The organism is Streptomyces hygroscopicus subsp. hygroscopicus (assembly GCF_030269125.1).
Classification (GTDB): Bacteria; Actinomycetota; Actinomycetes; order Streptomycetales; family Streptomycetaceae; genus Streptomyces; species Streptomyces hygroscopicus_C.
In genome coordinates, this window is the sequence record NZ_BSSM01000001.1 from 877,809 (window position 1) to 899,714 (window position 21,906).

Consider the following 21,906-nt stretch of genomic DNA (forward strand, 5'->3'; position numbering starts at 1 on the left):
GGGCCGGATGCGGCCGGTCGCGCCCGCGCGGCGGAGCCGCAGGACGAAGACGGCTCAGCGCCCCTGACCGGGCACCCCCATCACCGGCGTCCCAGAAGTCCCCCCTCTTTGGAGTGAGAGACACGTGAGCGTCATCCAAGAGTCCCCCCACGCCCCCGTCGTCGACGACGAGGCCGAGGTCCTCAACCTGTACCGGGCCCACCTGAGCAAGGGACGGGCCACACTCGCCGAGTTGTTCGGCAGTCACATGGAGGTGGCGTCCGAGGGCGCCTGGCTCACCACCAGTGACGGTGAGCGCTTCCTGAACGCGGGCGGCTACGGCGTGTTCATCATGGGCGCCCGGCACCCGATCGTCATGGAGGAGGTGGAGCGCCAGCTGCGCACCCACCCCACCGCGACCCGCATCCTGCTGGAGCCGACGGTCGCCCGCGCCGCCGAGGCGCTGGTCTCCGTGCTGCCGGCCGGGCTCGACCGGGTGCACTTCGCGCTGTCCGGCGCCGAGGCGGTGGAGACCGGTCTGAAGCTGGCCCGCGCGGGCGGCTTCAAGCGGACCGTGTCGATGCGCGGCGGCTACCACGGCAAGACGCTGGGCGCCCTGTCGGCGACCGCCAAGGACGTCTACCAGGCGCCGTTCCGCCCGCTGGTGCCCGACTTCCTGCACCTGCCGTTCGGCGACGCGGACGCCCTGGAGGCCGAGCTGAAGGCCCACCCCGGCGAGGTCTGCGTGATCCTGGAGCCGGTCCAGGGCGAGGGCGGCGTGATCATCCCGCCCAAGGGCTACCTCAAGCGCGTCGAGGAACTGGTCCGCGAGTACGAGGGCTTCCTCATCCTCGACGAGGTGCAGTCCGGGTTCGGGCGGCTCGGCGAGTGGTGGGGCGCCGACCTCGAAGGCGTCGTCCCGGACGTGCTGCTGGCCGGCAAGGCGCTCGGCGGCGGGGTGATGCCGGTGTCCGCGGCCATCGCCACCCGCAAGGCGTTCCGCCCCTTCGACAAGGACCCCTACGTCCACACCGCCACCTTCTCCGGCCAGCCGGTGCTGATGGCCGCGGTGCAGGGCGCGGTCCGTGCCGTCAAGGAAGAGCGCCTGGTCACCCGGGCCATGGATCTCGGCGCCCGGCTGCTGCCGCGGATCGCGGAGGTCGCCCACCGCAACATCCCCGAGCTGGTGGTGGACGTCCGCGGCCAGGGGCTGCTCATCGGCGTGGAGCTGGTCGAGGCGGGCCTCGCCGGCGAGCTGCTGATCGAGCTGTTCAACCACGGCGTGGTCGCCAACCACTCCATGAACGGCAGCTCGGTGGTGCGGTTCACCCCGCCCGCCGTGCTGAACGACACCGACGTCGACTACCTCGTCAACTCCTTCGACCTGGCCACCCGTGACCTGATCAAGGGCGCGGCCACAATGCCGGAAGGCGGTAACTGATCGTGCGGCACGTCGAACTCGAAGCCCTGATACCCGCGGAGCAGGCCGAGCAGGTCCTGCACGCCGTACGGCGCTGGGAGAAGTACCCGGACCTCGCGCCGCACGTGAACGCGACCACCGTGCACTCCTCCTACCCCGACCCCAAGCCCTCTTCCAGCTGGGAGCTGCACTTCCGCAGCGGCCTGCTGCGCTGGACCGAGGACGACACCGTGCTGCCGGAGGAGGGCGAGATCCGCTTCGAGCAGTCCGACGGCGACTTCGACTCCTTCACCGGGATCTGGTCGTTCCGGCAGAACGGCGCGGACGTCACCGTGCGCTTCGACGCCGACTTCGACTTCGGCATCCCGAGCCTGGAGGGCATCCTCGACCCGATCGCCGAGCGGGTCATCAAGGAGACCGTCGCCTGGGCCCTGACCGGCCTCTACCCGGCCGTGCGCATCCAGGGCGGCATCGAGCTGAACACGCCGGCCACGGTCGGCGCGTAGTACCGGGCGAAGGAGCTGACCATGGACCAGGCGAACCCCTTCGAGACCCCGCGCACCTACTCGCTGCACCGCGCCGAGTACCTGGTGGGCCTCGCCGTCACCACCGGCATGATCATCTACCACTTCGGTGACATCCGCTGGCTGCCGGCGCTCGGGCTGTTCCTCTACATCGACCTGATCGGCTACATCCCCGGCGCCATCGCGTTCCGCAAGAGCGGCGGCCGGCCGATCCACAAGGCGTACTACGTCCTCTACAACGTCATGCACAGCCTCATCACGCAGGGCGTGGTCGCCGCGCTGTGGTGCTGGCTGGTCAAGCCGGAGTGGGCGCTGCTGGTGCTGCCGTTCCATCTCTTCGGCGACCGGGGCCTGTTCGGCAACTTCATGAAGTCCTTCGCGCTGCCCTTCGAGCCGGTGCGCCAGGAGGGCTACCTGCACCTCCTGGACGACCTGGGGCTGCCCCACCCCAAGCCGGTCGGGCACGAGATGGACCCGGTGCCGGTCGGACACGTCCCCGCGCGTCCCGTCGTCCGCGAGACGGAGGCCGTCCGATGACCACCGCCACGACCCCGGTGCGCCGGGCGGTGCGGCAGGACCCGGCCGAGCGCCGGCGGGCCCTGTACCACCTGGCCTCCGCGGTGTCCGTGCTGACGACGGGCCCCGAGGAACGGATGCACGGCACCACCGCGAGCACCGTCACCCTGGTCTCGCGTTCCCCCCTGCTGGTCGGCGTGGTGCTGCGGGCGGGCTCGTCCTTCGCCCGGCTCGCCGCCCACGAGGGCCGGTTCGCGGTCAATGTGCTCGGCGGTGAACAGGCCGACGTGGCACGGCGGTTCGCCGACAGCTCGCGGCCCGACGGCAGCGCGGCCTTCGCCGGCCTCGCCTGGACCACCGACCGCTACGCCCAGGCCCCGCTGATCGCGGGCGCCCTCGCCCACTACATCTGCCGGTTCCACTCCGCGCACGCCGCGGGCGACAGCGAGCTGCTGCTCGGCCACGTCGTCCGGGCCACCGCGGACGAGGGCCTGCCGCTGCTGAGCTACACCGGCGGGCTGTACGCCGGTGCCCTGCGTCCGGCGAAGGAGACCGCCGCATCATGACCGCACCCGTTGCCCCCGAGGCCGACTGGGAGAAGGCCCCCGGCCTGCTCGACGGCGCGAAGGAACTCACCCTCGGCCCCGAGGAGTGCGACCTCGCCTACTGGATCACCTCCGTCGCCCAGGGCACCCTGCGCGACCGCGGTGTCACCGGCCACCACGACAGCGCCCTCACCCCCGACTTCCTGAAGGCACCCGGCCCGCTGCGCGAGGCCCTGGTGCTGGAGTTCGGCTTCCGGGCGCTCGCGGAGGAGCTGGCCACCCGGCTGCTCGGCCACTACGTGACCATCGCGCCCGGCATCCCCGAGATGGAGTTCTACGCCACCCAGCTGATCGACGAGGCCCGGCACGCCCGGGTCTTCCGCCAGCACCTGGTGGACCTCGGCATCCCGCAGAGCACGCTGCTGCGCGACATCGAGGAGATGGCCCGGGACTACCGCAAGCGGGTCCTGGACCCGGTGGTGGACTTCACCCTGGACATCGTCCGCGACAAGGCCGACTTCCCCGGCGGCGTCGCCGTGTTCGCCATCATCATCGAGGGCGTCCTCGCCCCCGCCGCCGAACTCAGCGAGCGCAAGTGGACCCCGCTGTCCCCGGCGACGGGCGAGATCTCCCGCGGCACCGCCATCGACGAGATCCGCCACCTCACCGTGGCCAGCACCATCCTGCGCGACCACGTCGCCAAGCACCCCGAGTACACCCCGCGCCTGCTGGAGATCCTGCGTTCGGGCGTCAAGCTCTGGGACGAGATCCCGGACCGGGAGTTCGTCATCCACCGTGAGGAGCTGTTCCAGGAAGGCATGTTCAAGCACGCCGACCTGATCGGCGACTACGAGGTCTGGCCGGGCGTCCGCCTCCTCGACACCACCGCCGAGCAGCGCTACGACATGGCGGAGCGGTGGACCGACGAGATGGCCGAGGTCCGCATGGCGTACATGGGCCTGCCCGTCGAGGTCCTCGCCTCGGAGGCCGGCGCATGAGCACCGGGCGGGCCGCTGTCGTCACCGGGATCGGATCGTACGTCCCGCCCAACATCGTCACCAACGAGGACCTGTCGCGGCGCCTCGACACCTCCGACGAATGGATCCGCACCCGTACCGGCATCGCCGAGCGGTTCTTCGTCTCTCCCGGCACCTCCACCGGCGACCTCGCGGTGGAGGCGGGCCTCAGGGCCCTGAAGTCGGCGGGCGGCGAGCAGGTCGGGGCGGTGGTGCTGGCCACCACCACCCCCGACCAGCCGTGTCCGGCGACCGCCCCGCAGGTGGCCGCGCGGCTGGGGCTCGGTCAGGTGCCCGCCTTCGACGTGGCGGCCGTCTGCTCGGGGTTCCTGTACGGCCTCGCGTCCGCCGCCGGACTGATCGCCTCCGGGGTCGCCGACAGCGTCCTGCTGATCGCCGCCGACGCCTTCACCACGATCATCAACCCGGAGGACCGCACCACCGCCGTGATCTTCGCCGACGGCGCGGGCGCGGTGGTGCTGCGGGCCGGCTCGCCCGGCGAACCCGGCGCGCTCGGGCCGCTGGTGCTCGGCAGCGACGGCGAGCTGAGCCATCTGATCGAGGTCCCGGCGGGCGGCTCCAAGCAGCGCTCCTCGGGCCGCCCGGCCGCCCCGGAGGACTACTTCTTCCGGATGCTCGGCCGGGACACCTACCGGCACGCGGTGGAACGCATGACCAGCGCGTCCACCGAGGCCGCCGAGCGGGCGGGCTGGCGCCTGGCCGACGTCGACCGGTTCGCGGCGCACCAGGCCAACGCCCGCATCCTGGCGGCCGTCTCGGACCGGCTCGGCATTCCCGAGGAACGGCGGCTCAGCAACATCGCGCGGGTCGGCAACACGGGTGCCGCGTCGATCCCGCTGCTGCTCGCCGAGGCCACCGCCGAGGGCAGGCTCACGGCGGGGAACCGGGTGCTGCTCACCGCGTTCGGCGGCGGGCTGTCCTGGGGCGCGGCCACCCTCACCTGGCCCGAGCTGCAGACCATCTGACCGATCGTCAGCAAGATCTTCGAAAGGAACCGACATGCTGGAGCAGCTCAAGGAAATCCTGTCCAACAAGCTCAAGGTGTCGCCCGAGGCCATCACCCCCGAGGCCACCCGGGAGGACATCGAGCTGGACTCGCTGGCCGTCGTGGAGCTGTCGCTGCTGCTGAAGTCCGAGCTGGACCTGGACATCAGCGACGACGACCTCCTGGAGGCCGGGACCGTGGCCGACATGGTCCGGCTGATGGAGGAGCGGAGCGCGAAGGTCTGATGGCCGCGATGGACATCGCCGTCACCGGGCTCGGTCTGGTCACCCCCGGCGGGATCGGGGTCGGGCCGAGCTGGGCGGCGGTCTGCGACGGCAGGCCGGCCGCGGCCCTCGATCCGGTGCTGGCGGACAACCCCGTACAGATCTCCTGCCGGGTGCCCGGCTTCGACCCCGAGGCCCTGCTCAGCGCACGCCGGGCCCACCGCCTGGACCGGTTCGTGCAGTTCGCGCTGGTCGCCGCCCACGAGGCGGTGGCCGACGCGGGCCTCGACCCGCAGACCTGGGACGGCGCCCGGGTGGGCGTGGTCCTCGGCTGCGCGGACGGCGGTCCGGGCACCGTCGAGGAGCAGCACCATGTGCTGCGCGAACAGGGCGCGGACCGGGTGTCGCCGCTGCTGCTGCCGATGCAGCTGCCGAACATGCTGGCCGGTCAGACGGCCATCGAGTTCGGGGCGACCGGACCCAACCTCGTGGTGGCCACCGCGTGCGCCTCCGGCGCGACGGCCATCGGCACCGCGCGGGACCTCCTGGCGCTCGGCCGCTGCGACATCGTGCTGGCCGGCGGCAGCGAGGCCATGATCACCCCACTGGTCATGGCCGGGTTCGCCCAGATGGGCGCGCTGTCCAAGCGGCACGACGACCCGGCGTCCGCCTCCCGCCCCTTCGACGCCGACCGCGACGGGTTCGTGGCCGGGGAGGGTTCCGGGGTCCTGGTGATGGAGCGCGTCGCGGACGCGCGGGCCCGTGGTGCGCACATCCACGGGCGGATCGTCGGGTACGGCGCGACGGCCGACGCCCACCACATGACGTCACCGCACCCCGACGGCGCCGGCATCGAGGCGGCGGTGCGCGCGGCGCTGGCCGACGCGGGCGCCGATCCCGACGACGTCCAGCACGTCAACGCGCACGGTACGTCGACGCCGCTGAACGATCTGTCCGAGGCGCGGATGATCCAGCGGACGCTGCGCGGGGATCCGGTGGTGACGTCCACGAAGGGGGTCACCGGGCACCTCCTCGGTGCGGCGGGTGCGGTGGAGGCCGTGTTCGCCGTGCTCAGCGTCGAGCACGAACTCATTCCGCCCACGGCCAACCTGGTGATGCCGGATTCCCGGATGGACATCAAGTTGGCACAGGCCCTGACCGAGATGCCGATCGATCTGGCGCTGAGCAATTCGCTGGGTTTCGGGGGGCAGAACACCGCGTTGGCGATCGCACCGGCCTGAGCACCCGCCCCGATTCGTGGTACGGCGGCCGCGGGTCGTTCGTGGCCGCCGCGTAACTCCCCGCGTCCCTTTCGGGGCGCTTCGACAGCCGTCCGCTGAGATGCACCGCGGGCGGCTGTTGCCCGTACGTCCCCATTTCTCCCCAGATCTGGAGTCCCCATGTCCACCAGTGGCTCACCGCCCGTGTCGGGGCGGCTCGGCACGGCACACATCCTGTTCCTCATCGTCGCCGCCGCGGCGCCGCTCTCCGCGATGGTCGGCACGGTTCCGCTCGCGTTCGCGTTCGGGGACGGGGCCGGGGTGCCGGCCGCGTTCCTGTTCGCCGGGGTGACCCTGCTGTGCTTCTCGGCCGGGTACGCGGTCAGCGCCCGGCGCACCGGGGGGTCCGGCGGTTTCTACGCCTCGGTCGCCGACGGGCTCGGACGGCCGCCGGCGGTCGCGGCCGGGTACCTGGCCCTGCTGTCGTACAACTGCGCGACCATCGGGCTGGCCGGTGCGCTCGGGTACTTCACCCAGCTGGTGCTGGCGGCCCACGGGCTGACGGTGTCGTGGGAGTGGTGCGCGGCGGTCGGGCTGGTGCTGACCGCGGTGCTCGGCTACCGGGAGATCGCGCTGAGCGCCCGGGTGCTGGCCCTGCTGATGCTGGGCGAGATCGGGGTGCTGGCGGCCCTGGACGTGGCGATCCTCGTCCGGCACGGGCTGCACGCGCTGCCCGCCGCGTCGTTCTCCCCGCACACCGCCGCCGGTCCCGGCGTCGGCGTCTCGCTGATGTTCGCGTTCGTGTCGTTCATCGGATTCGAGTCGGCGGCGCTGTACGGCAAGGAGGCCCGCGACCCGGAGCGCAGCGTGCCCCGGGCGACGTACGCGGCCGCCGCGCTGATCGCCGGGTTCTACGCGCTGACCAGCTGGCTGGCCGTGGGCGCGATCGGCCCGGACCACGTGCGGGAGGTCGCGGGCAAGCAGATGGGCGACCTGTTCTTCGGGCTCGGCGACGACTTCCTCGGTACGGCGGGCAGCACCATGCTCCAGGTCCTGCTGTGCACCAGCCTGTTCGCGGCGACGCTGGCCCTGCACAGCGCCGCCAACCGCTACGCCCAGGTCCTCGCCCAGGACGGGCTGCTCCCCCGGACGCTGGGCGCCGAGCACACCCGGCACCGCTCGCCGCACCGGGCGAGCGTCGCGCAGAGCGTGGTGACCGCGCTGGTGCTGGCCGGGTTCGCGGTCGCCGGCCTCGACCCGTACGCCGATCTGACCACCAGCATGCTCGGCCTCGGCACGCTCGGGATCGTCACGCTCCAGGCGCTGGCCGCGCTGTCGGTGCTCGGGCTGCGGCTGCGCGCCGGGCGCGGGCACTGGTGGAAGGAGACGCTCGCCCCGCTGCTGGGCTTCGCGGGGCTCGCCACCTCCGTGTGGCTGGTGGTCGGCAACTTCGACATGCTCACCGGCTCCCCCTCCAAGGTGATCGCCGCGCTGCCCTGGCTGCTGCCGCTGGTGGCGGTGGGCGGGCTCCTCTGGGCGGCCCGGCTGCGCACGGCCCATCCGCTGCGCTACCGGCTGCTCGGCACCCGGCACACCGCCACCCCCGTCCCGGACCCCGCCCTCGCCCCGTCAGGAGACCGCCATGCACGATCCCAATGAGCTGATCGAGGCCGGCGAGGAGGCCGTCCGCCGCCTGGCCCGCCGCCACTACGATCTCGACCTCGACACCGTGGGCGGTGCGCTGCGCGCCCGTTCGGCGGCCAACGCCGAGGTGACCCGGCTGCGCACCGAGCTGAACCGGACGGCGAAGGCCCGCCGTTCGGGTCCGCCCGGCGAGGCCGAGAAGGAGGCCGCCCGCGCGCTGCGCGCCGAGGTGCAGCGGGCGGAGGGAGCCGCCCGCACGGCCGCGGGCGCGCTGACCGATTTGCTGCTCGGGATACCCAACCTGCCGCTGGACGGCGTCCCGGACGGCGACTCGGAGAAGGAGGCCGTGGAGGTACGGCGGGGCGGTCCCGCGCCGCGTCCGGCGGCGGGCGCCCGGCACCACGCGGAGATCGGCGAGGCCCTCGGCATCCTCGACCCGCCGGCCGCGGCGAAGCTGTCCGGCGCCCGGTTCAGCGTGGCGCACGGCGCCGGCGCCCGCCTGGAGCGCGCCCTCGCCGACTTCTTCCTCGACCTGCACACCCGCGAGCACGGCTACACCGAGCAGTCGGTGCCGTTCCTGGTCTCCCGGGACACCATGACCGGTACCGGGCAGCTCCCCAAGTTCGAGGAGGACCTGTTCCGCACCCAGGTCGGCGAGCGGGAGCTGTTCCTGATCCCGACCGCGGAGGTGCCGCTGACCAACCTGGTCTCCGGGGAGGTGCTGGACGCGCGGGCCCTGCCGTACGCGTTCACCGCCCGCACCCCCTGCTTCCGCGCGGAGGCGGGGGCGTACGGCCGCGACACCCGGGGGGTGCTGCGGCTGCACCAGTTCGAGAAGGTGGAGCTGGTGCGGATCTGCGCGCCGGAACAGGCCCAGGAGCAGCTGGAGTTGATGGTCGGGCACGCGGAGGAGTGCCTGCGCAGGCTGGAACTGTCCTTCCGCACCGTGCTGCTGCCCGCGGGCGACATGGGCTTCTCGGCGCGGATGACGTACGACATCGAGGTGTGGCTGCCCGGCGGTGACGCCTTCCGGGAGATCTCCTCGGTGTCCGACTGCGGCACCTTCCAGGCGCGCCGCGCGGACATCCGGGTCAAGCGGGCCGACGGGCGCAAGACGCCGGCCGCCACGCTGAACGGCTCGGCGCTGCCGATCGGGCGGACCGTGGCCGCGCTGCTGGAACAGGGCGTGCGGGACGACGGTTCGGTGCTGCTGCCGAAGGCGCTGGAGCCGTACACCGGCTTCCGGCGGATCCTGCCGGGCGGCGCGACCGAGTGACACCACGGGAAGGGGGCGGGTGCCGGACCGGCACCCGCCCCCTTCCCGTGTGCGCGCTCAGGCGCCCGTCATGTGCACCCCGCCGTCCACGTGGACGATCTCGCCGGTGGTGCGCGGGAAGAAGTCCGACAGCAGGGCGACCACCCCGCGCGCGGCCGGGTCCGGGTCGGTGAGGTCCCAGCCGGCCGGGGCCCGGCGGGTGGTCCAGACGTCGGCCAGCTCGCCGAAGCCGGGGATGGACTTGGCGGCCATGGAGCGCAGCGGGCCCGCCGCGACCAGGTTGCAGCGGATGCCGAACTCGCCGAGGTCACGGGCGAGATAGCGGCTCGTGGACTCCAGGGCCGCCTTGGCGACGCCCATCCAGTCGTAGTGCGGCCAGGCCACGGCCGCGTCGAAGGTGAGCCCGACGACCGAGCCGCCGCGCCGCTTCAGCAGCGGCAGGCAGGCGGTGGTCAGGGACTTGAGGGAGTACGCCGAGACGTGTACGGCCGTCGAGACGTCGTCCCAGGTGCCGTCGAGGAAGGAGAAGGCGCCCCGGGGGCCGTAGGCGATGGAGTGCACGACCCCGTCGAGTCCGTCGGTGTGCGCGCCGAGCCGCTCGGCCAGGGTGTCGAGGTGGGTCGGGTCGGTGACGTCCAGCTCGACGACGGGAGCGGGCTTCGGCAGCTTCGCCGCGAACCGTTCGATGAGGGACAGCCGGCCGAAGCCGGTGAGCAGGACCTCGGCGCCCTCCTCCTGGGCGATCCGGGCCACGTGGAAGGCGATGGAGGCGTCGGTGACCACGCCGGTCACGAGGACGCGCTTGCCCGCGAGGATGCCGCTCATGCCGCCGACACCCCCTTGGGCAGGGCGTCCACCAGCGGGGAGTCGTGGTCCTGGGGACCGAGCGCGCTGCCGCCGCCGGGCGAGCCGAGGGTGGCGAAGAACTCGGCGTTGGAGGCCGCGTGGTCGTCGCCCCACTCCTCGGGCAGGTCGTCCGCGAAGTAGATGGCGTCCACCGGGCACACCGGCTCGCAGGCGCCGCAGTCCACGCATTCCTCCGGGTGGATGTACAGGGCGCGGCGCCCCTCGTAGATGCAGTCCACGGGGCATTCGTCGACGCAGGAGCGGTCCTTTATGTCGACGCAGGGCAGTCCTATGACGTATGCCATGTTCAACTCCACTGGTGATAGGGGTTGTTCACTTCAGGGCCACACCGGTGGTGCGCTCGCCGAGGGACAGCACGGTGACGGCCAGGACGGCCATGGCGGCGGCGATGACGGCGAACAGCGCACCGGGGCCGTGCGCGTCGAGGACCGGCAGCAGCACGAACGGCAGGGCGCCCGCGCTGAGTTTGGACAGGGAGTACGCGGCACCGGAGGCGGTGGCCCGGATCTCGGTCGGGTACTGCTCGGAGAGATACACGTGCGAGACGCTGGAGAAGACGTTGCTGAACAGGGTGTACGCGAAGCCGCACAGCACGATGAGTTCCGCCGACCCGGCGTAGGCGAAGCCGAGTCCCGCGGCCACCATCGCGGCGGCCGAGAGGGCGACGAGGGTACGGCGCTCCATGCGGTCCACGACCGGCAGGGCGAGCGCGGAGCCCACCGGGTAGCCGAGGAAGGAGAGCGCGGTGAAGCCGAGCCCGGCGACGAGGCCGTAGCCCTTGGCGGCGACGATCTGCGGGGCGAGGGTGCCGAAGCCGTAGTAGCCGACGACCGACAGGACGCAGAACACCCACAGCACGAGGGTGCGGCGCAGCAGGCCGGGCCGGAAGATGTCGCGCAGCCGGGTGTCCCGCTCCGGGGCCTCGGACGGCGCGGCGGGCGGGGCCAGGGTCAGTCCGCGACCGGCCGCCTCTGCCTCCAGGCGGGCCACCAGGCGGTCCGCCTCCTCGGTGCGGCCGGTCGCGGCGAGCCAGCGCGGGGACTCGATCAGCTGCCGGCGCAGCACCCACACGGCGGCGGAGCCGAGGGCGCCGAGCACGAACAGCCAGCGCCAGCCGGCCACCCCGAGCGGGGTCAGCGGCACCAGCCACAGGGCGGCGAAGCCGACGGCGGGCACCCCGCAGAAGGCGAGGGTGTAGGCCCAGGCGATGAACCGGCCGCGTTTGGCGGCGGGCAGCACGTCGGCCAGGTAGCAGTCGGAAAGGGCCTGCTCGGCGCCGATGCCGAGCCCGGCGAGGAAGCGGGTCGCGATCAGCCAGGCGGCGTTGGGCGCGAAGGCGCCGAGCAGTGAACAGGCCGAGTAGATGGCCAGGTTGATCAGGAAGGCCCGACGCCGGCCGAACCGGTCCGCGATCCGGCCGAGCGTCAGGGATCCGATGAACTGGCCCACGAACGCGGAGGCCAGGACGAGTTTGAGCGAGGTCGTGCCGAAGCCGAAGTCGCTCTGCAGCACCTTGCCGATGGTGCCGGAGAGGTTGTTCTCGAAGGTGTCGAAGAACAGGCCGACGCCGATGACCGCGGTGAGTCTTCGGTGCAGGGGAGTGATCGGCATGCGGTCCAGGCGCGCGCCGATCGGGGCGGGAGCGGTGAGACCGCCGGCCGCGGCGGTGGTCTGGGACATGGGGCTGGCTCCTTGGAAGCTGTCGTCGCAAGCTTTCGCTGTGCTTCTGGGGAAGGAACCGCCCGGGTCACCGGCGGACCCGGGCGTGCGGCCCGGGGGCCAGGTGTGGGGGTGGGTGAGGGATGGTCGAGGGGATTCGGGAGGATCAGGCCGCTTCCATGGCCCGGCGGCGGATCTGCTCCTCGACGTCACCGCGCCGCACCGGCGCGCTGACCTCGTGGAGATAGGAGGCGACCTCGCGGTACGAGGCCCAGAAGCCGACCTCGTGGTACGGCACGCCGCGTTCGGCGCAGTACTCCATGGTGAGTTCGCGGGCGCGCGGCAGGCTCTTCTGCGGCATGGCCGGGAACAGATGGTGTTCGACCTGGTAGTTGAGACCGCCGTACAGGAAGTCGGTCAGCAGGCTGGGGCGGATGTTGCGGGAGGTGAGGACCTGGCGCTCCAGCCAGTCCAGGGTCTCCTCCTCGCCGTCGCGGACCTGCATGCCCTTGTGGTTCGGGGCGAAGATCATGCCGAAGTACACGCCCAGGGAGGCGTGCTGGACGACGATGAAGGCGACCGCGAGCGCCGGGGACAGGACGGTGAAGACGCAGGTGAGGTAGACGGCGGCGCGCAGCAGGATGAGGAAGGTCTCCAGCACGGGCCGCTTGGTCTTGCCGGTGACGATGGACTTGACCGCGGTCTTCAGCATCTTGAAGCCCTCGAGCACCAGCAGCACGAAGAACAGCACGCTCTGGTAGCGCACCACGAGCTTCTGGGTGCCCTTGCGGGTCGGGTACTGCTTGATGTCGAAGATGGCGGTGCGCCGGCCGATGTCCGGGTCCATGTCGAGGTGGTTGGGGTTGCTGTGGTGCCGGTTGTGGTGGTTGACCCACCAGCCGTAGCTGACCCCGTTGACCAGGTTGGCGTGCACGTACCCGACCGCGGAGGCGGCCTTCTTGCTGCGGAACATGGCCTTGTGTCCGGCGTCGTGCCACATGAACGCCGACTGGCCGCCGCACAGCCCCATCCACACGGCGGTGGCCAACTGCCACCAGGTGTCGCCCAGTTCGAAGAAGGCGACGAACCCGACGGCCAGCAGGGCGGTGTTGAGGGCGAGCTTGCCCACGTAGTAGCGCGGGTCCAGGTCGAGGAGACCCTCGGCCTTGACCCGTTTGAGCAGTTCGGCGAACGTGGCCGAGGCACCGGTGCGTTCGCCGCCCGGCGCGGCCGCGGCCACGGCTTCCTGTATGTGCGGACGCTGCATGCGTTGCTCTCCTTGGGAGAATGTGCCCGATTGCGGGCGGCGGCGCCGCTGCCCCGCGGACCTGCGGACCTGCGGGCGCCGCGAGTCGACTTCAGCTCCCGCGTGGGGTCACCGCCGCGGGCTGTGGCCCGCCCGGCGGACCCGGGCGACGGGAGCACAGTGCGGTACTCCCGGACCCGGACCACCGGGCGAACGTACGTCCAGCGTTCCGTGCGCCACTGATGTGGCACTGATACCGGTCTGATCGGGCCAGGCCCGGCCCGCCGGCCGGCACCCGGGCGGCGGGCGGCGCGGCCGCTCAGGCGGCCGCCTCGGCGCGCAGCCGCTCGTCCAGGGCGCGTACGGCGGCGTCGGCGGCGTCGGCGACCTGCGCGTCGTCGGGGGCGCCGATGACCGCCATCAGCTGCTCGACCACGGCGTGCGAGAGTTCCTCGGTGGACTGGCTCATGTCCTGGTCTCCTGTCGTGTGGGTGGGTTGCGTCAGAACGCCTTGCAGGCGCGGAAGACGTGCGCGAAGCCGGGGAGCGAGGCCTGCGGCCCGTCGAAGGCGACGTACTCGGGGATGAGCAGGTCGGGGGCCCACTTCTGCTTGTACGACAGCTGGGTCTGCGCCGGGTACAGCGCGGCGCCCTCGGCCCACAGGGCGTGCATCAGCCACTGGAACCCCGGGCTGTGGCCGTCGAGTTCGTGCGCGGCGTCGAGCCCGGTGAACGGCGTGAATCCGAAGTGCAGCCACTCGACGCCCTCGGCGCGGAAGACCTCGATGGCGTGCGCGTTGATGGCCTCCATCAGCCCCGGGGAGCCCTCCGGGACGCGCCTGCTGAGGTCGTGCATCCAGCCCGCTCGGCTGCCGTAGACCGGCGAGTAGGAGATGTAGGCGACCGGCTCGCCGTCGATGGTGCCGCTGAACAGCCGGCGCTGCGCCTGGGCCGGACCGCCGATCTGGCCGACCAGGAACTCCAGTTGGTGCGCACCGCCCTTGGAGCCGAGCCACGCCTTGTCGATCACGGCGATGGCGTCGGCGACGTCGGCCGCGTCGACCTCCTGGATCTGCAGTCCGTTGCGCAGCGCGCGGGAGATCTTGTTGCGCAGCTGCATGAACTTGGTGCCGCGCAGCGTGAAGTCCGCCAGGCTGACCGCCCAGGAGGCGCCGATCTGGTTGACGACGCAGCCGCGTGCCGCGTACCGCTCGGCGTCAGCGCGCTGGAGCTGCACGCCGACCAGGCCAAGGCCCTCGTCCCGGACGTGACTCCGGAAGGCGTCCAGCAGCGTGTCGTAGTCCTCCTCGGCGGCGAAGGGGCCGCCGAACTGGACCGCCCAGCGGCCGGTGCGGCGGTAGACGACGACACCGTCCGCGCCCGGGACGGTGAAGACACTGTTTCCGCTGTTGAGCGCGAGGAAGGAACTCGGGTTCTCGCTCGTGGTGTGGGCGCGTATCGCATCGAGAATCCGACTGTCGGTGCCGGTCTCGGTGGTGATAGCGGTCATTCCCGTACCCCTTTCGGGAGCGTTTTCCGTCAAAGGGAGTACAGCACCGTGACGTCGCTCCGGAAAAGAGCAGTTGGGTATTCATTTACCCGTGTCAGAAGCGTGTCAGCATTCCGTCAGCCCGCACTGCCAATGTGGTTGACGTGAACGGCGCCGAAAACGGTGACCGGACACGGGGAGAGGTGCCCGGAGTGGTTGATCGGGGACCGTGTGCACCGCACTGGTCGGGCCTGACCGGCCCACGCAGGTTCGAATCCTGCCCTCTCCGCCACGGCCGGAATCATGACCGGACGCACTTCCCGCCCCGGGCGGACGGGAATCGCAGACATCCGTCCGTGAATTCGGCTCCACCCAGCCGGTACTTGCCATGAGGCGTTCGAGCACCGGCACCGCCCAGGAACCGCCGGCCGCCCCCCGTCCCGGCGGAGCAGTTGCCCCGGCGGGCCGGTCGAGGCCCGCCGGGGCACGGCGCGTTCACCCGTTCTTTCTTTCACGGCAGCACCACTCCGAAAACCACCGTCGGCGAGGAATTGTCATCGAGGGGAAAGACATGCTGAGGTTCTCCGTTCTCGGCGCGCTGGAGATACGCACCGCCACCGGCGAGGCGGACGTCTGCGGCGATCTGCAGCGCACGCTGGTGCAGACCCTGCTGGTCAGCGAGGGCCGGCCGGTGTCCGGGGAGAGCCTGGCCGAGGAGATGTGGGGCGATTCCTTACCGGACCGCCGGGCCAACGCGCTGCAGGCGCACATCAGCCGGCTGCGCCGCAGACTGCGGTCGTTGGAGCCGGACCGGCCGGCCTCCCGGGTGACGATCCACCCGGCCGGTTACCGGCTCGGCGTCGGCGAGGGCGAGCTGGACGCGGCCGAGTTCGTACGGGCCGTACGGCAGGCGGAGTCGGCCGGGCCGAAGGACGCCGAGCACACCGCTCGGACGCTCGGCCAGGCGCTCGCGCTGTGGCGCGGGCCGGTGTTCGGCGGGTTCCCCGGCGGGACCCTGTGCCAGCTGGCCGGGGCGCGCTACGAGGAGTACCGGATGCGGGCGATGGAGCTGCGCTTCGACGCCGGGCTGGGGCTCGGGCGGCACGCGTCCCTGCTCGCGGAGCTGGCCGAGGCCCATACCAACCACCCGCTGCGGGAACGCTTCTGCGAGCAGCTGATGATCGCCCTGTACTGCTCGGGCCGGCAGGCCGACGCACTCGACGTCTTCCGCCGGATGCGCCGCAGGCTCGACGAGGAGCTGGGGATACAGCCGTCGCCCGCGCTGCGGAAGGTGGAGCTGGCGATCCTGTCGCACGATCCGGCGCTCACGGGCGATCCGCGCATTCCGTCGGCCCTGCAACCCGTGTGACCACCGGAAGGGGCCGGTGGCCGTAAGCGGCCCGTCAGCGCCCGGTCAGACCGCGTTGTCACGATCGGGTCCGGGGCGCCGTCACGGCGGCCCCCGGCGGGCGGCGTCCGATGTCACGTCACCTCACCGCAGAGGCAGGCAGAGATGAAGTCCCACATCGCGGAACTGGCCGGCATACGCGAACGCGTGCTGGCCGGCCCGAGCGAGAAGGCGACCGCGGCGCAGCACGCCAAGGGCAAGCTGACGGCACGGGAGCGGATCGAGCTGCTCCTGGACCCGGGTTCCTTCCAGGAGGTCGAGCAGCTGCGCCGGCACCGGGCGACCGGTTTCGGCCTGGAGGCGAAGAAGCCGTACACCGACGGCGTGATCACCGGCTGGGGCACGGTGGAGGGCCGAACGGTCTTCGTCTACGCGCACGACTTCCGGATCTTCGGCGGCGCCCTGGGCGAGGCCCACGCCACCAAGATCCACAAGATCATGGACATGGCCATCGCGGCCGGCGCGCCGCTCGTGTCGCTGAACGACGGCGCGGGCGCCCGCATCCAGGAGGGCGTGACCGCGCTCGCGGGCTACGGCGGCATCTTCCGCCGGAACACGGCCGCGTCCGGGGTGATCCCGCAGATCTCCGTGATGCTGGGCCCGTGCGCGGGCGGGGCGGCGTACTCGCCCGCGCTGACCGACTTCGTCTTCATGGTCCGCGAGACCTCCCAGATGTTCATCACCGGCCCGGACGTGGTCAAGGCGGTGACGGGCGAGGAGATCACCCAGAACGGCCTGGGCGGCGCGGACGTGCACGCCGAGACGAGCGGCGTCTGCCACTTCGCCTACGACGACGAGGAGACGTGCCTGGAGGAGGTCCGCTACCTCCTGTCCATGCTCCCGGGCAACAACCGCGAGAACCCCCCGCGGGTGGAGTGCGCCGACCCGGCCGACCGGCGCTGCGAGGCGCTGGCCGACCTGGTGCCGGAGGACGGCAACCGGCCGTACGACATGACGAAGGTGATCGAGGAGATCCTCGACGACGGCGAGTGCCTGGAGGTGCACCAGCGCTGGGCGCGCAACATCATCTGCGCGCTGGGACGGCTGGACGGCCAGGTGGTCGGCGTCATCGCCAACCAACCGCAGGTCCTCGCGGGCGTCCTGGACATCGAGGCGAGCGAGAAGGCCGCGCGCTTCGTGCAGATGTGCGACGCGTTCAGCATCCCGCTGGTCACCCTGCTGGACGTGCCGGGCTTCCTGCCGGGCGTCGGCCAGGAGCACGGCGGCATCATCCGCCGCGGCGCGAAGCTGCTGTACGCCTACTGCAACGCCACCGTGCCGCGCATCTCCCTGATCCTGCGCAAGGCGTACGGCGGCGCGTACATCGTCATGGACTCCCAGTCGATCGGCGCCGACCTGACGTACGCCTGGCCGACGAACGAGATCGCGGTGATGGGCGCGGAGGGCGCCGCGAACGTCATCTTCCGCCGTCAGATCGCCGAGGCGGAGGACCCCGAGGCCCGCCGCGCCGAGCTGGTCAAGGAGTACAAGTCCGAGCTGATGCACCCGTACTACGCCGCCGAACGCGGCCTGGTCGACGACGTCATCGACCCCGCCGAGACCCGCGAGGTCCTGGTGAGGTCGCTGGCGATGCTCCGCACGAAACACGCGGAGAGCCCCGCCCGCAAACACGGAAACCCCCCTCAGTGACGGAGGCCCCCATGTCCGTGCCCCTCCCCTCTCCTTCCCTCCCCGTCCCCCCCGTCCCCCCCATCCGCGTCGAGAAGGGCGAAGCCACCGACGAGGAACTGGCCGCCCTGACCGTCCTCCTGCTCAGCCGCACCGCCCTGCCGGGCCCCGGCGCGGACACGTCGTCCCCCGGCACGACGTCCTGGCGCCCGCATTCCTTCCACGCGCCGCACAGCTGGCAGCGGGCGTAGGGGTCCGGCGAACGGCCGGGGGCGCCCGGAGGACGGCGCCCGCCGTACGGCCGGACGCCGCGGTACGGCCGGACGCGCGTCCCGGCGGCGCCCTGCGGGCCGCCGAGGTGTCCCAGGGGAGCCGCGCCGGTACCGGGCGGCCTGCCCGGTCCGTCCCCCTGGGCTCCCCCTTCCGCCGCGCCCCCGGGTCACCCCCGCACCAGCGTGACGTCCTGCTCGGTCACGGCGTGGAACACCGGCAGCGGGACGAGGCCCGACAGGCGCAGCTCCATCACCGTGGCCTGGACGTGGGCCGTGCCGGGCTGGAAGGTCTCGCCGCCGGCCGTCCCGGAGGCGGACCAGGAGCGGGTCGTACCGTCGCACCGCGCGAAGCCGCCGCCGATGCCGTGCCCGAGGCGGGGGTCGCGCTGGCTCAGGGAGGTCGTCACGAAGACCGGACCGGTGCTGCCGGTGCAGCGGTAGGTGCCGGTCAGGGTGACGGTGCCGTCGGTGGCGAGGCGGCCGACCGCGTCGACGGTGACGGACTCGCCGGGGGCGGCGGCGGCCGGGCCCGCGGCGAGGGCCAGCAGGGCGGCGGTGCCGAGGGCCGCGGCGAGGGCGGGGCGAACGGGCATGGAAACCTCCGAGTTTGTCCCGATTTGCGGGCCTCCACTGGTACCCGGCGCCCGCCCCCGCGGGCGTGACCGTCACCCGGGCGGTGGCGCGTCACGGCAGCACGGCGAACCCGTCCAGCTCCACCAGCGCCTCCTCGTCCCACAGCCGTACGACCTCCACGACGGCCATCGCCGGATAGTCCCGGCCCGCCGCGGCCCGCCACAGGCGCCCCAGCTCCCGCGCCTGGGCGCGGTACGCGGCGACGTCCGTGGCGTACACCGTGACCCTGGCCAGGTCCGCGGGCGTGCCGCCGGCCGCGCGCAGGGCGGTGAGCAGGTTGTCCAGCGCCCGTTCGAACTGCTCGGCCAGCGTGTCGCCGGTGATCTTCCCGTCGGTGCCGAGCGCGGTCTGCCCCGCGAGGAACACCACCCGCGACCCGGTCGCGACGACGGCGTGCGAGAACCCGGTGGGCGGGGACAGCTCGGACGGGTTGACGCGTTCGCTCGTCACCGGGCCTCCTCCTCGTTCGCTGCGTACAACTCCTTGGCGATGACGCTTCGTTGGACCTCGCTCGCCCCTTCGTAGATGCGCGGCGCGCGCACCTCGCGGTAGAGATGTTCGAGCAGATGGCCGCTCTGCAACGCCCGCGCACCGTGCAACTGGACGGCCGTGTCGACGACGTACTGCGCGGTCTCCGTCGCGAGCAACTTGGCCATCGCCGAGCGCCGGGGCACATCGGGCGCGCCCTCGTCGTACGCGGTCGCCGCCGCGTACACCATCAGCCGGGCCGCCTCGGTGCGCAGCGCCATCTCCGCGACCTGGTGGGAGACGGCCTGGAGGTCCATCAGCCTCCCCTGGAACGCCTCCCGTCGGCGCGTGTGCGCCACGGTCGCGTCCAGCGCCGCCTGCGCCATGCCCACCGCGAACGCCCCGACGCTCGGCCGGAACAGGTTGAGCGTCCCCATGGCGACGGCGAACCCGCGGTCGACCTCGCCGAGCACATCGTCCGACGTGACGGGCACGGCATCGAAGTCGAGCGCTCCGATGGGGTGCGGGGAGATCATCTCCAGTGCGCGGCCCGTGAGTCCGGGCCGGCCGGCGGGGACGAGGAACGCGGTCACCCCCCGGGCACCGGCGGCGGGCGTGGTGCGCGCGAAGACGGTGTAGAAGTCGGCCTCGGGCGCGTTGGAGATCCAGCACTTCTCCCCCGAAAGCCGCCACTCCCCCTCCCCCCGGGCCTCCGCCGCGAGCGCCAGCGCGGCCGCGTCCGAGCCGGCCCCCGGCTCGCTCAGCGCGAAGGCCGCGACCGCGCCGCCCTCCGCGACCCGCGGCAGCCAGCACTCCCGTTGCGCCGCACTGCCGTGCGCATGCACCGGATGAGCGCCGAGCCCTTGCAGGGCGAGCGCCGTCTCCGCCTCCGTACAGCCCTGCGCCAGCGACTCCCGCATCAGGCACAGATCGAGCGCGCCGGATGTGAACAACCGCTCCAGCAGGCCGAGTCGGCCCAGCTCGGCGAGCAGCGGCCGGTTGACGCGTCCCGGGGTCCCCTTGTCGGCGAGCGGGCGCAGCCGTTCGGCGGCGAGGGCGCGCAGTTCCGCGCACCGGGCCAGCCGCTCCGGTTCGAGTGAGAATGCGGGCACTGCCGGTCCTCCCTCCGGGACGGACCACGGCGACCGTCCACCCGCACGACGTTATCGCGCACAGTTGACTGCCGTCACCAACACGATACGCTCCAACGGCGAGCCCACCAGGAATGCCCGTCCGGACGTCCGTCACGGCAAGGGGGCGAACCGCCATGCATCTCTCGGCCCACGTGGACACCTTCGCGCGCGATCATCTCCCGCCGCCGCAGGAGTGGCCGGAGCTGCGCTTCGACCTGCCGGAACTGCGTTACCCCGCCCGGCTGAACTGCGCGGTGGAACTGCTGGGGCACGCCGACGGGGCCCGCCCGGCCTTCCGCACCCCGGACGGGCCCGCGTGGTCGTACGACGAACTGCGCGCACGGGTCGACCGGATCGCGCACCTGCTCACCGGCGAACTGGGCGTCGTGCCCGGCAACCGGGTGCTGCTGCGCGGCCCCACCACCCCCTGGCTCGCGGCCTGCTGGCTGGCGGTGCTGAAGGCGGGCGCGGTCGCGGTCACCGTGCTGGCCCAGCAGCGGCCGCACGAACTGGCGACCATCTGCGAGATCGCCCGGGTGGACCACGCGCTGTGCGACGTCCGCGCGGTGGACGACCTGGCGAAGGCGGAGATCCCCGGGCTGCGCATCACGACGTACGGCGGCGACGCCTCCGACGACCTCCTCAACCGCCCCACGCCGATGAGCCCCTACCCCGCGGTCGACACCGCCTCCGACGACGTCGCCCTGATCGCCTTCACCTCGGGCACCACCGGCCGTCCGAAGGGGTGCATGCACTTCCACCGGGACGTGCTGGCCATCGCCGACACCTTCTCCCGGCACATCCTGCGCCCCCGCGCCGACGACGTCTTCGCCGGCAGTCCCCCGCTGGGCTTCACCTTCGGCCTCGGCGGCCTGGTGATCTTCCCGCTGCGGGCCGGCGCGAGCGCGCTGCTCCTCGAACAGTCGGGGCCCCGCAAGCTGCTCCCCGCGATCGCCGAACACCGCGTCTCGGTCCTGTTCACCGCCCCGACCGCCTACCGCGCCATGCTGGACGAGCTGGACGGCCACGACATCTCGTCGCTGCGGCGCTGTGTGTCGGCCGGGGAGAACCTGCCCGCGGCGACCTGGCGGGCGTGGCACGAGCGCACCGGGGTGCGGATCATCAACGGCATCGGCGCGACCGAGCTGCTGCACATCTTCGTCTCCGCGGCGGACGAGGGAACGAGGCCGGGCACCACGGGGGTCCCGGTGCCGGGCTGGCAGGCGCGGGTGCAGGACCCGGACGGCACGCCGCTGCCCGACGGCGAACCGGGGCTGCTGGCCGTGCGGGGCCCGGTCGGCTGCCGCTATCTGGCCGACCCGCGCCAGCGCCAGTACGTGCGCGGCGGCTGGAACGTCACCGGGGACACGTACGTCCGGGAGCCCGACGGGTACTTCCGCTATGTGGCGCGCGCCGACGACATGATCATCTCCGCCGGGTACAACATCGCGGGGCCCGAGGTGGAGGACGCGCTGCTGCGCCACCCGGACGTGGTGGAGACGGCGGTGGTGGGCCGCCCCGACGAGGCACGCGGCCAGGTGGTGGTCGCCTACACGGTGCTGCGCGACGGTGCCGACCGCGACGCGGAGGCCCTGCGCGCGTTCCTGAGGTCCGAGCTGGCGCCGTACAAATGCCCGCGCGAGTTCGTCTTCCTCTCCGCCCTTCCCCGCACCGCCACCGGCAAGTTGCAGCGGTTCCGTCTACGCACCCCTGGTGACCAGCAGTGATGCCGA

23 protein-coding genes and 1 tRNA gene are annotated in these 21,906 nt (G+C 72.4%); 15 read left to right on the forward strand and 9 right to left on the reverse strand.

What is annotated here, in order from left to right; translation table 11 throughout:
• Positions 1-124: 124 nt before the first annotated feature.
• The 10 genes from QSK45_RS03680 to serS all read left to right on the forward strand — a co-directional run bounded on the left by QSK45_RS03680 (position 125) and on the right by serS (position 9,370).
• Positions 125-1,420, forward strand: a complete 1,296-nt coding sequence (locus QSK45_RS03680; RefSeq protein ID WP_285553106.1) for an aspartate aminotransferase family protein — start codon at positions 125-127, stop codon at positions 1,418-1,420.
• A gap of 2 nt (positions 1,421-1,422) precedes the next feature.
• Positions 1,423-1,905, forward strand: a complete 483-nt coding sequence (locus QSK45_RS03685; RefSeq protein WP_285553107.1) for a type II toxin-antitoxin system RatA family toxin — start codon at positions 1,423-1,425, stop codon at positions 1,903-1,905.
• A gap of 21 nt (positions 1,906-1,926) precedes the next feature.
• Complete coding sequence (locus tag QSK45_RS03690; RefSeq protein WP_285553109.1) at positions 1,927-2,460, forward strand: hypothetical protein; 534 nt, start codon at positions 1,927-1,929, stop codon at positions 2,458-2,460.
• A complete protein-coding gene (locus QSK45_RS03695) occupies positions 2,457-3,005 on the forward strand; it encodes a flavin reductase family protein (protein WP_285553110.1) in 549 nt (182 codons plus the stop codon). The genes QSK45_RS03690 and QSK45_RS03695 overlap by 4 nt, the downstream gene beginning before the upstream one ends.
• A complete protein-coding gene (locus QSK45_RS03700) occupies positions 3,002-3,982 on the forward strand; it encodes a ferritin family protein (protein ID WP_285553111.1) in 981 nt (326 codons plus the stop codon). The genes QSK45_RS03695 and QSK45_RS03700 overlap by 4 nt, the downstream gene beginning before the upstream one ends.
• The gene (locus QSK45_RS03705) at positions 3,979-4,986 is read left to right on the forward strand and encodes a beta-ketoacyl-ACP synthase III (RefSeq protein ID WP_285553112.1); all 1,008 of its coding nucleotides are present in this window, start codon (positions 3,979-3,981) and stop codon (positions 4,984-4,986) included. Before QSK45_RS03700 ends, QSK45_RS03705 begins: the two co-directional genes overlap by 4 nt.
• Before the next feature lie 34 nt (positions 4,987-5,020).
• Positions 5,021-5,251, forward strand: coding sequence for a phosphopantetheine-binding protein (locus QSK45_RS03710; RefSeq protein ID WP_285553113.1), 231 nt, complete (start codon positions 5,021-5,023; stop codon positions 5,249-5,251).
• Positions 5,251-6,471, forward strand: a complete 1,221-nt coding sequence (locus tag QSK45_RS03715; protein WP_285553114.1) for a beta-ketoacyl-[acyl-carrier-protein] synthase family protein — start codon at positions 5,251-5,253, stop codon at positions 6,469-6,471. Before QSK45_RS03710 ends, QSK45_RS03715 begins: the two co-directional genes overlap by 1 nt.
• 159 nt (positions 6,472-6,630) lie before the next feature.
• The gene (locus tag QSK45_RS03720) at positions 6,631-8,109 is read left to right on the forward strand and encodes an APC family permease (protein WP_285553116.1); all 1,479 of its coding nucleotides are present in this window, start codon (positions 6,631-6,633) and stop codon (positions 8,107-8,109) included.
• Positions 8,093-9,370: a serine--tRNA ligase gene (gene serS / locus QSK45_RS03725; RefSeq protein ID WP_285553117.1), complete on the forward strand. Its 1,278-nt coding sequence runs from the start codon at positions 8,093-8,095 to the stop codon at positions 9,368-9,370. Before QSK45_RS03720 ends, serS begins: the two co-directional genes overlap by 17 nt.
• Positions 9,371-9,427: 57 nt before the next feature.
• Here serS and fabI read toward each other — a convergent pair whose 3' ends face one another.
• From fabI to QSK45_RS03755, 6 genes are all read right to left on the reverse strand, one after another.
• Positions 9,428-10,195 carry an enoyl-ACP reductase FabI gene (gene fabI / locus QSK45_RS03730; RefSeq protein WP_285553119.1) on the reverse strand — a complete coding sequence of 256 codons (768 nt, stop codon included), beginning with the start codon at positions 10,193-10,195 and terminating at the stop codon, positions 9,428-9,430.
• Positions 10,192-10,521 (reverse strand): ferredoxin, encoded by a 330-nt coding sequence (fdxA, locus tag QSK45_RS03735; RefSeq protein ID WP_285553120.1) that lies wholly within the window; start codon positions 10,519-10,521, stop codon positions 10,192-10,194. The genes fabI and fdxA overlap by 4 nt, the downstream gene beginning before the upstream one ends.
• 28 nt (positions 10,522-10,549) lie before the next feature.
• Positions 10,550-11,917: an MFS transporter gene (locus QSK45_RS03740; protein ID WP_285553121.1), complete on the reverse strand. Its 1,368-nt coding sequence runs from the start codon at positions 11,915-11,917 to the stop codon at positions 10,550-10,552.
• A 145-nt stretch (positions 11,918-12,062) separates the two neighbouring features.
• On the reverse strand, positions 12,063-13,163 hold the full coding sequence (locus tag QSK45_RS03745) for a fatty acid desaturase family protein (protein WP_285553122.1): 1,101 nt from the start codon (positions 13,161-13,163) through the stop codon (positions 12,063-12,065).
• A gap of 298 nt (positions 13,164-13,461) precedes the next feature.
• Complete coding sequence (locus tag QSK45_RS03750) at positions 13,462-13,611, reverse strand: hypothetical protein (RefSeq protein WP_285553123.1); 150 nt, start codon at positions 13,609-13,611, stop codon at positions 13,462-13,464.
• 32 nt (positions 13,612-13,643) lie between these two features.
• Positions 13,644-14,651 (reverse strand): DUF2156 domain-containing protein, encoded by a 1,008-nt coding sequence (locus QSK45_RS03755; RefSeq protein WP_285553125.1) that lies wholly within the window; start codon positions 14,649-14,651, stop codon positions 13,644-13,646.
• A gap of 176 nt (positions 14,652-14,827) precedes the next feature.
• Here QSK45_RS03755 and QSK45_RS03760 point away from each other — a divergent pair.
• From QSK45_RS03760 to QSK45_RS03775, 4 genes are all read left to right on the forward strand, one after another.
• Positions 14,828-14,922, forward strand: a tRNA-OTHER gene (locus QSK45_RS03760).
• A 279-nt stretch (positions 14,923-15,201) separates the two neighbouring features.
• Entirely contained in the window at positions 15,202-15,999 is a 798-nt protein-coding gene (locus QSK45_RS03765) for an AfsR/SARP family transcriptional regulator (protein WP_285553126.1), read from the forward strand.
• A gap of 144 nt (positions 16,000-16,143) precedes the next feature.
• Positions 16,144-17,688, forward strand: coding sequence for an acyl-CoA carboxylase subunit beta (locus tag QSK45_RS03770; protein WP_285553127.1), 1,545 nt, complete (start codon positions 16,144-16,146; stop codon positions 17,686-17,688).
• A gap of 11 nt (positions 17,689-17,699) precedes the next feature.
• Complete coding sequence (locus QSK45_RS03775) at positions 17,700-17,918, forward strand: acyl-CoA carboxylase subunit epsilon (protein WP_285553128.1); 219 nt, start codon at positions 17,700-17,702, stop codon at positions 17,916-17,918.
• Positions 17,919-18,106: 188 nt separating this feature from the next.
• On the opposite strand, the gene QSK45_RS03780 is transcribed toward QSK45_RS03775, so the two are convergent.
• The 3 genes from QSK45_RS03780 to QSK45_RS03790 all read right to left on the reverse strand — a co-directional run bounded on the left by QSK45_RS03780 (position 18,107) and on the right by QSK45_RS03790 (position 20,152).
• The gene (locus QSK45_RS03780) at positions 18,107-18,532 is read right to left on the reverse strand and encodes a DUF6299 family protein (RefSeq protein WP_285553129.1); all 426 of its coding nucleotides are present in this window, start codon (positions 18,530-18,532) and stop codon (positions 18,107-18,109) included.
• 91 nt (positions 18,533-18,623) lie between these two features.
• Positions 18,624-19,022 carry a RidA family protein gene (locus QSK45_RS03785; RefSeq protein ID WP_285553130.1) on the reverse strand — a complete coding sequence of 133 codons (399 nt, stop codon included), beginning with the start codon at positions 19,020-19,022 and terminating at the stop codon, positions 18,624-18,626.
• Positions 19,019-20,152 carry an acyl-CoA dehydrogenase family protein gene (locus QSK45_RS03790; RefSeq protein WP_285553131.1) on the reverse strand — a complete coding sequence of 378 codons (1,134 nt, stop codon included), beginning with the start codon at positions 20,150-20,152 and terminating at the stop codon, positions 19,019-19,021. Before QSK45_RS03790 ends, QSK45_RS03785 begins: the two co-directional genes overlap by 4 nt.
• A gap of 155 nt (positions 20,153-20,307) precedes the next feature.
• On the opposite strand from QSK45_RS03790, the gene QSK45_RS03795 reads away from it, so the two are divergent.
• The gene (locus tag QSK45_RS03795; RefSeq protein WP_285553132.1) at positions 20,308-21,900 is read left to right on the forward strand and encodes an AMP-binding protein; all 1,593 of its coding nucleotides are present in this window, start codon (positions 20,308-20,310) and stop codon (positions 21,898-21,900) included.
• Positions 21,901-21,906 lie beyond the last annotated feature (6 nt).

Excerpts from the sequence above, each read along its gene's own strand:
- QSK45_RS03690 (WP_285553109.1), top strand. The coding sequence starts at position 1,927 with ATGGACCAGGCGAACCCCTTCGAGACCCCGCGCACCTACTCGCTGCAC.
- QSK45_RS03695 (WP_285553110.1), top strand. The coding sequence starts at position 2,457 with ATGACCACCGCCACGACCCCGGTGCGCCGGGCGGTGCGGCAGGACCCG.
- QSK45_RS03700 (WP_285553111.1), top strand. The coding sequence starts at position 3,002 with ATGACCGCACCCGTTGCCCCCGAGGCCGACTGGGAGAAGGCCCCCGGC.
- QSK45_RS03705 (WP_285553112.1), top strand. The coding sequence starts at position 3,979 with ATGAGCACCGGGCGGGCCGCTGTCGTCACCGGGATCGGATCGTACGTC.
- QSK45_RS03710 (WP_285553113.1), top strand. The coding sequence starts at position 5,021 with ATGCTGGAGCAGCTCAAGGAAATCCTGTCCAACAAGCTCAAGGTGTCG.
- QSK45_RS03715 (WP_285553114.1), top strand. The coding sequence starts at position 5,251 with ATGGCCGCGATGGACATCGCCGTCACCGGGCTCGGTCTGGTCACCCCC.
- QSK45_RS03720 (WP_285553116.1), top strand. The coding sequence starts at position 6,631 with ATGTCCACCAGTGGCTCACCGCCCGTGTCGGGGCGGCTCGGCACGGCA.
- serS (WP_285553117.1), top strand. The coding sequence starts at position 8,093 with ATGCACGATCCCAATGAGCTGATCGAGGCCGGCGAGGAGGCCGTCCGC.
- fabI (WP_285553119.1), bottom strand. The coding sequence starts at position 10,195 with ATGAGCGGCATCCTCGCGGGCAAGCGCGTCCTCGTGACCGGCGTGGTC.
- fdxA (WP_285553120.1), bottom strand. The coding sequence starts at position 10,521 with ATGGCATACGTCATAGGACTGCCCTGCGTCGACATAAAGGACCGCTCC.
- QSK45_RS03740 (WP_285553121.1), bottom strand. The coding sequence starts at position 11,917 with ATGTCCCAGACCACCGCCGCGGCCGGCGGTCTCACCGCTCCCGCCCCG.
- QSK45_RS03745 (WP_285553122.1), bottom strand. The coding sequence starts at position 13,163 with ATGCAGCGTCCGCACATACAGGAAGCCGTGGCCGCGGCCGCGCCGGGC.
- QSK45_RS03750 (WP_285553123.1), bottom strand. The coding sequence starts at position 13,611 with ATGAGCCAGTCCACCGAGGAACTCTCGCACGCCGTGGTCGAGCAGCTG.
- QSK45_RS03755 (WP_285553125.1), bottom strand. The coding sequence starts at position 14,651 with ATGACCGCTATCACCACCGAGACCGGCACCGACAGTCGGATTCTCGAT.
- QSK45_RS03765 (WP_285553126.1), top strand. The coding sequence starts at position 15,202 with ATGCTGAGGTTCTCCGTTCTCGGCGCGCTGGAGATACGCACCGCCACC.
- QSK45_RS03770 (WP_285553127.1), top strand. The coding sequence starts at position 16,144 with ATGAAGTCCCACATCGCGGAACTGGCCGGCATACGCGAACGCGTGCTG.
- QSK45_RS03775 (WP_285553128.1), top strand. The coding sequence starts at position 17,700 with ATGTCCGTGCCCCTCCCCTCTCCTTCCCTCCCCGTCCCCCCCGTCCCC.
- QSK45_RS03780 (WP_285553129.1), bottom strand. The coding sequence starts at position 18,532 with ATGCCCGTTCGCCCCGCCCTCGCCGCGGCCCTCGGCACCGCCGCCCTG.
- QSK45_RS03795 (WP_285553132.1), top strand. The coding sequence starts at position 20,308 with ATGCATCTCTCGGCCCACGTGGACACCTTCGCGCGCGATCATCTCCCG.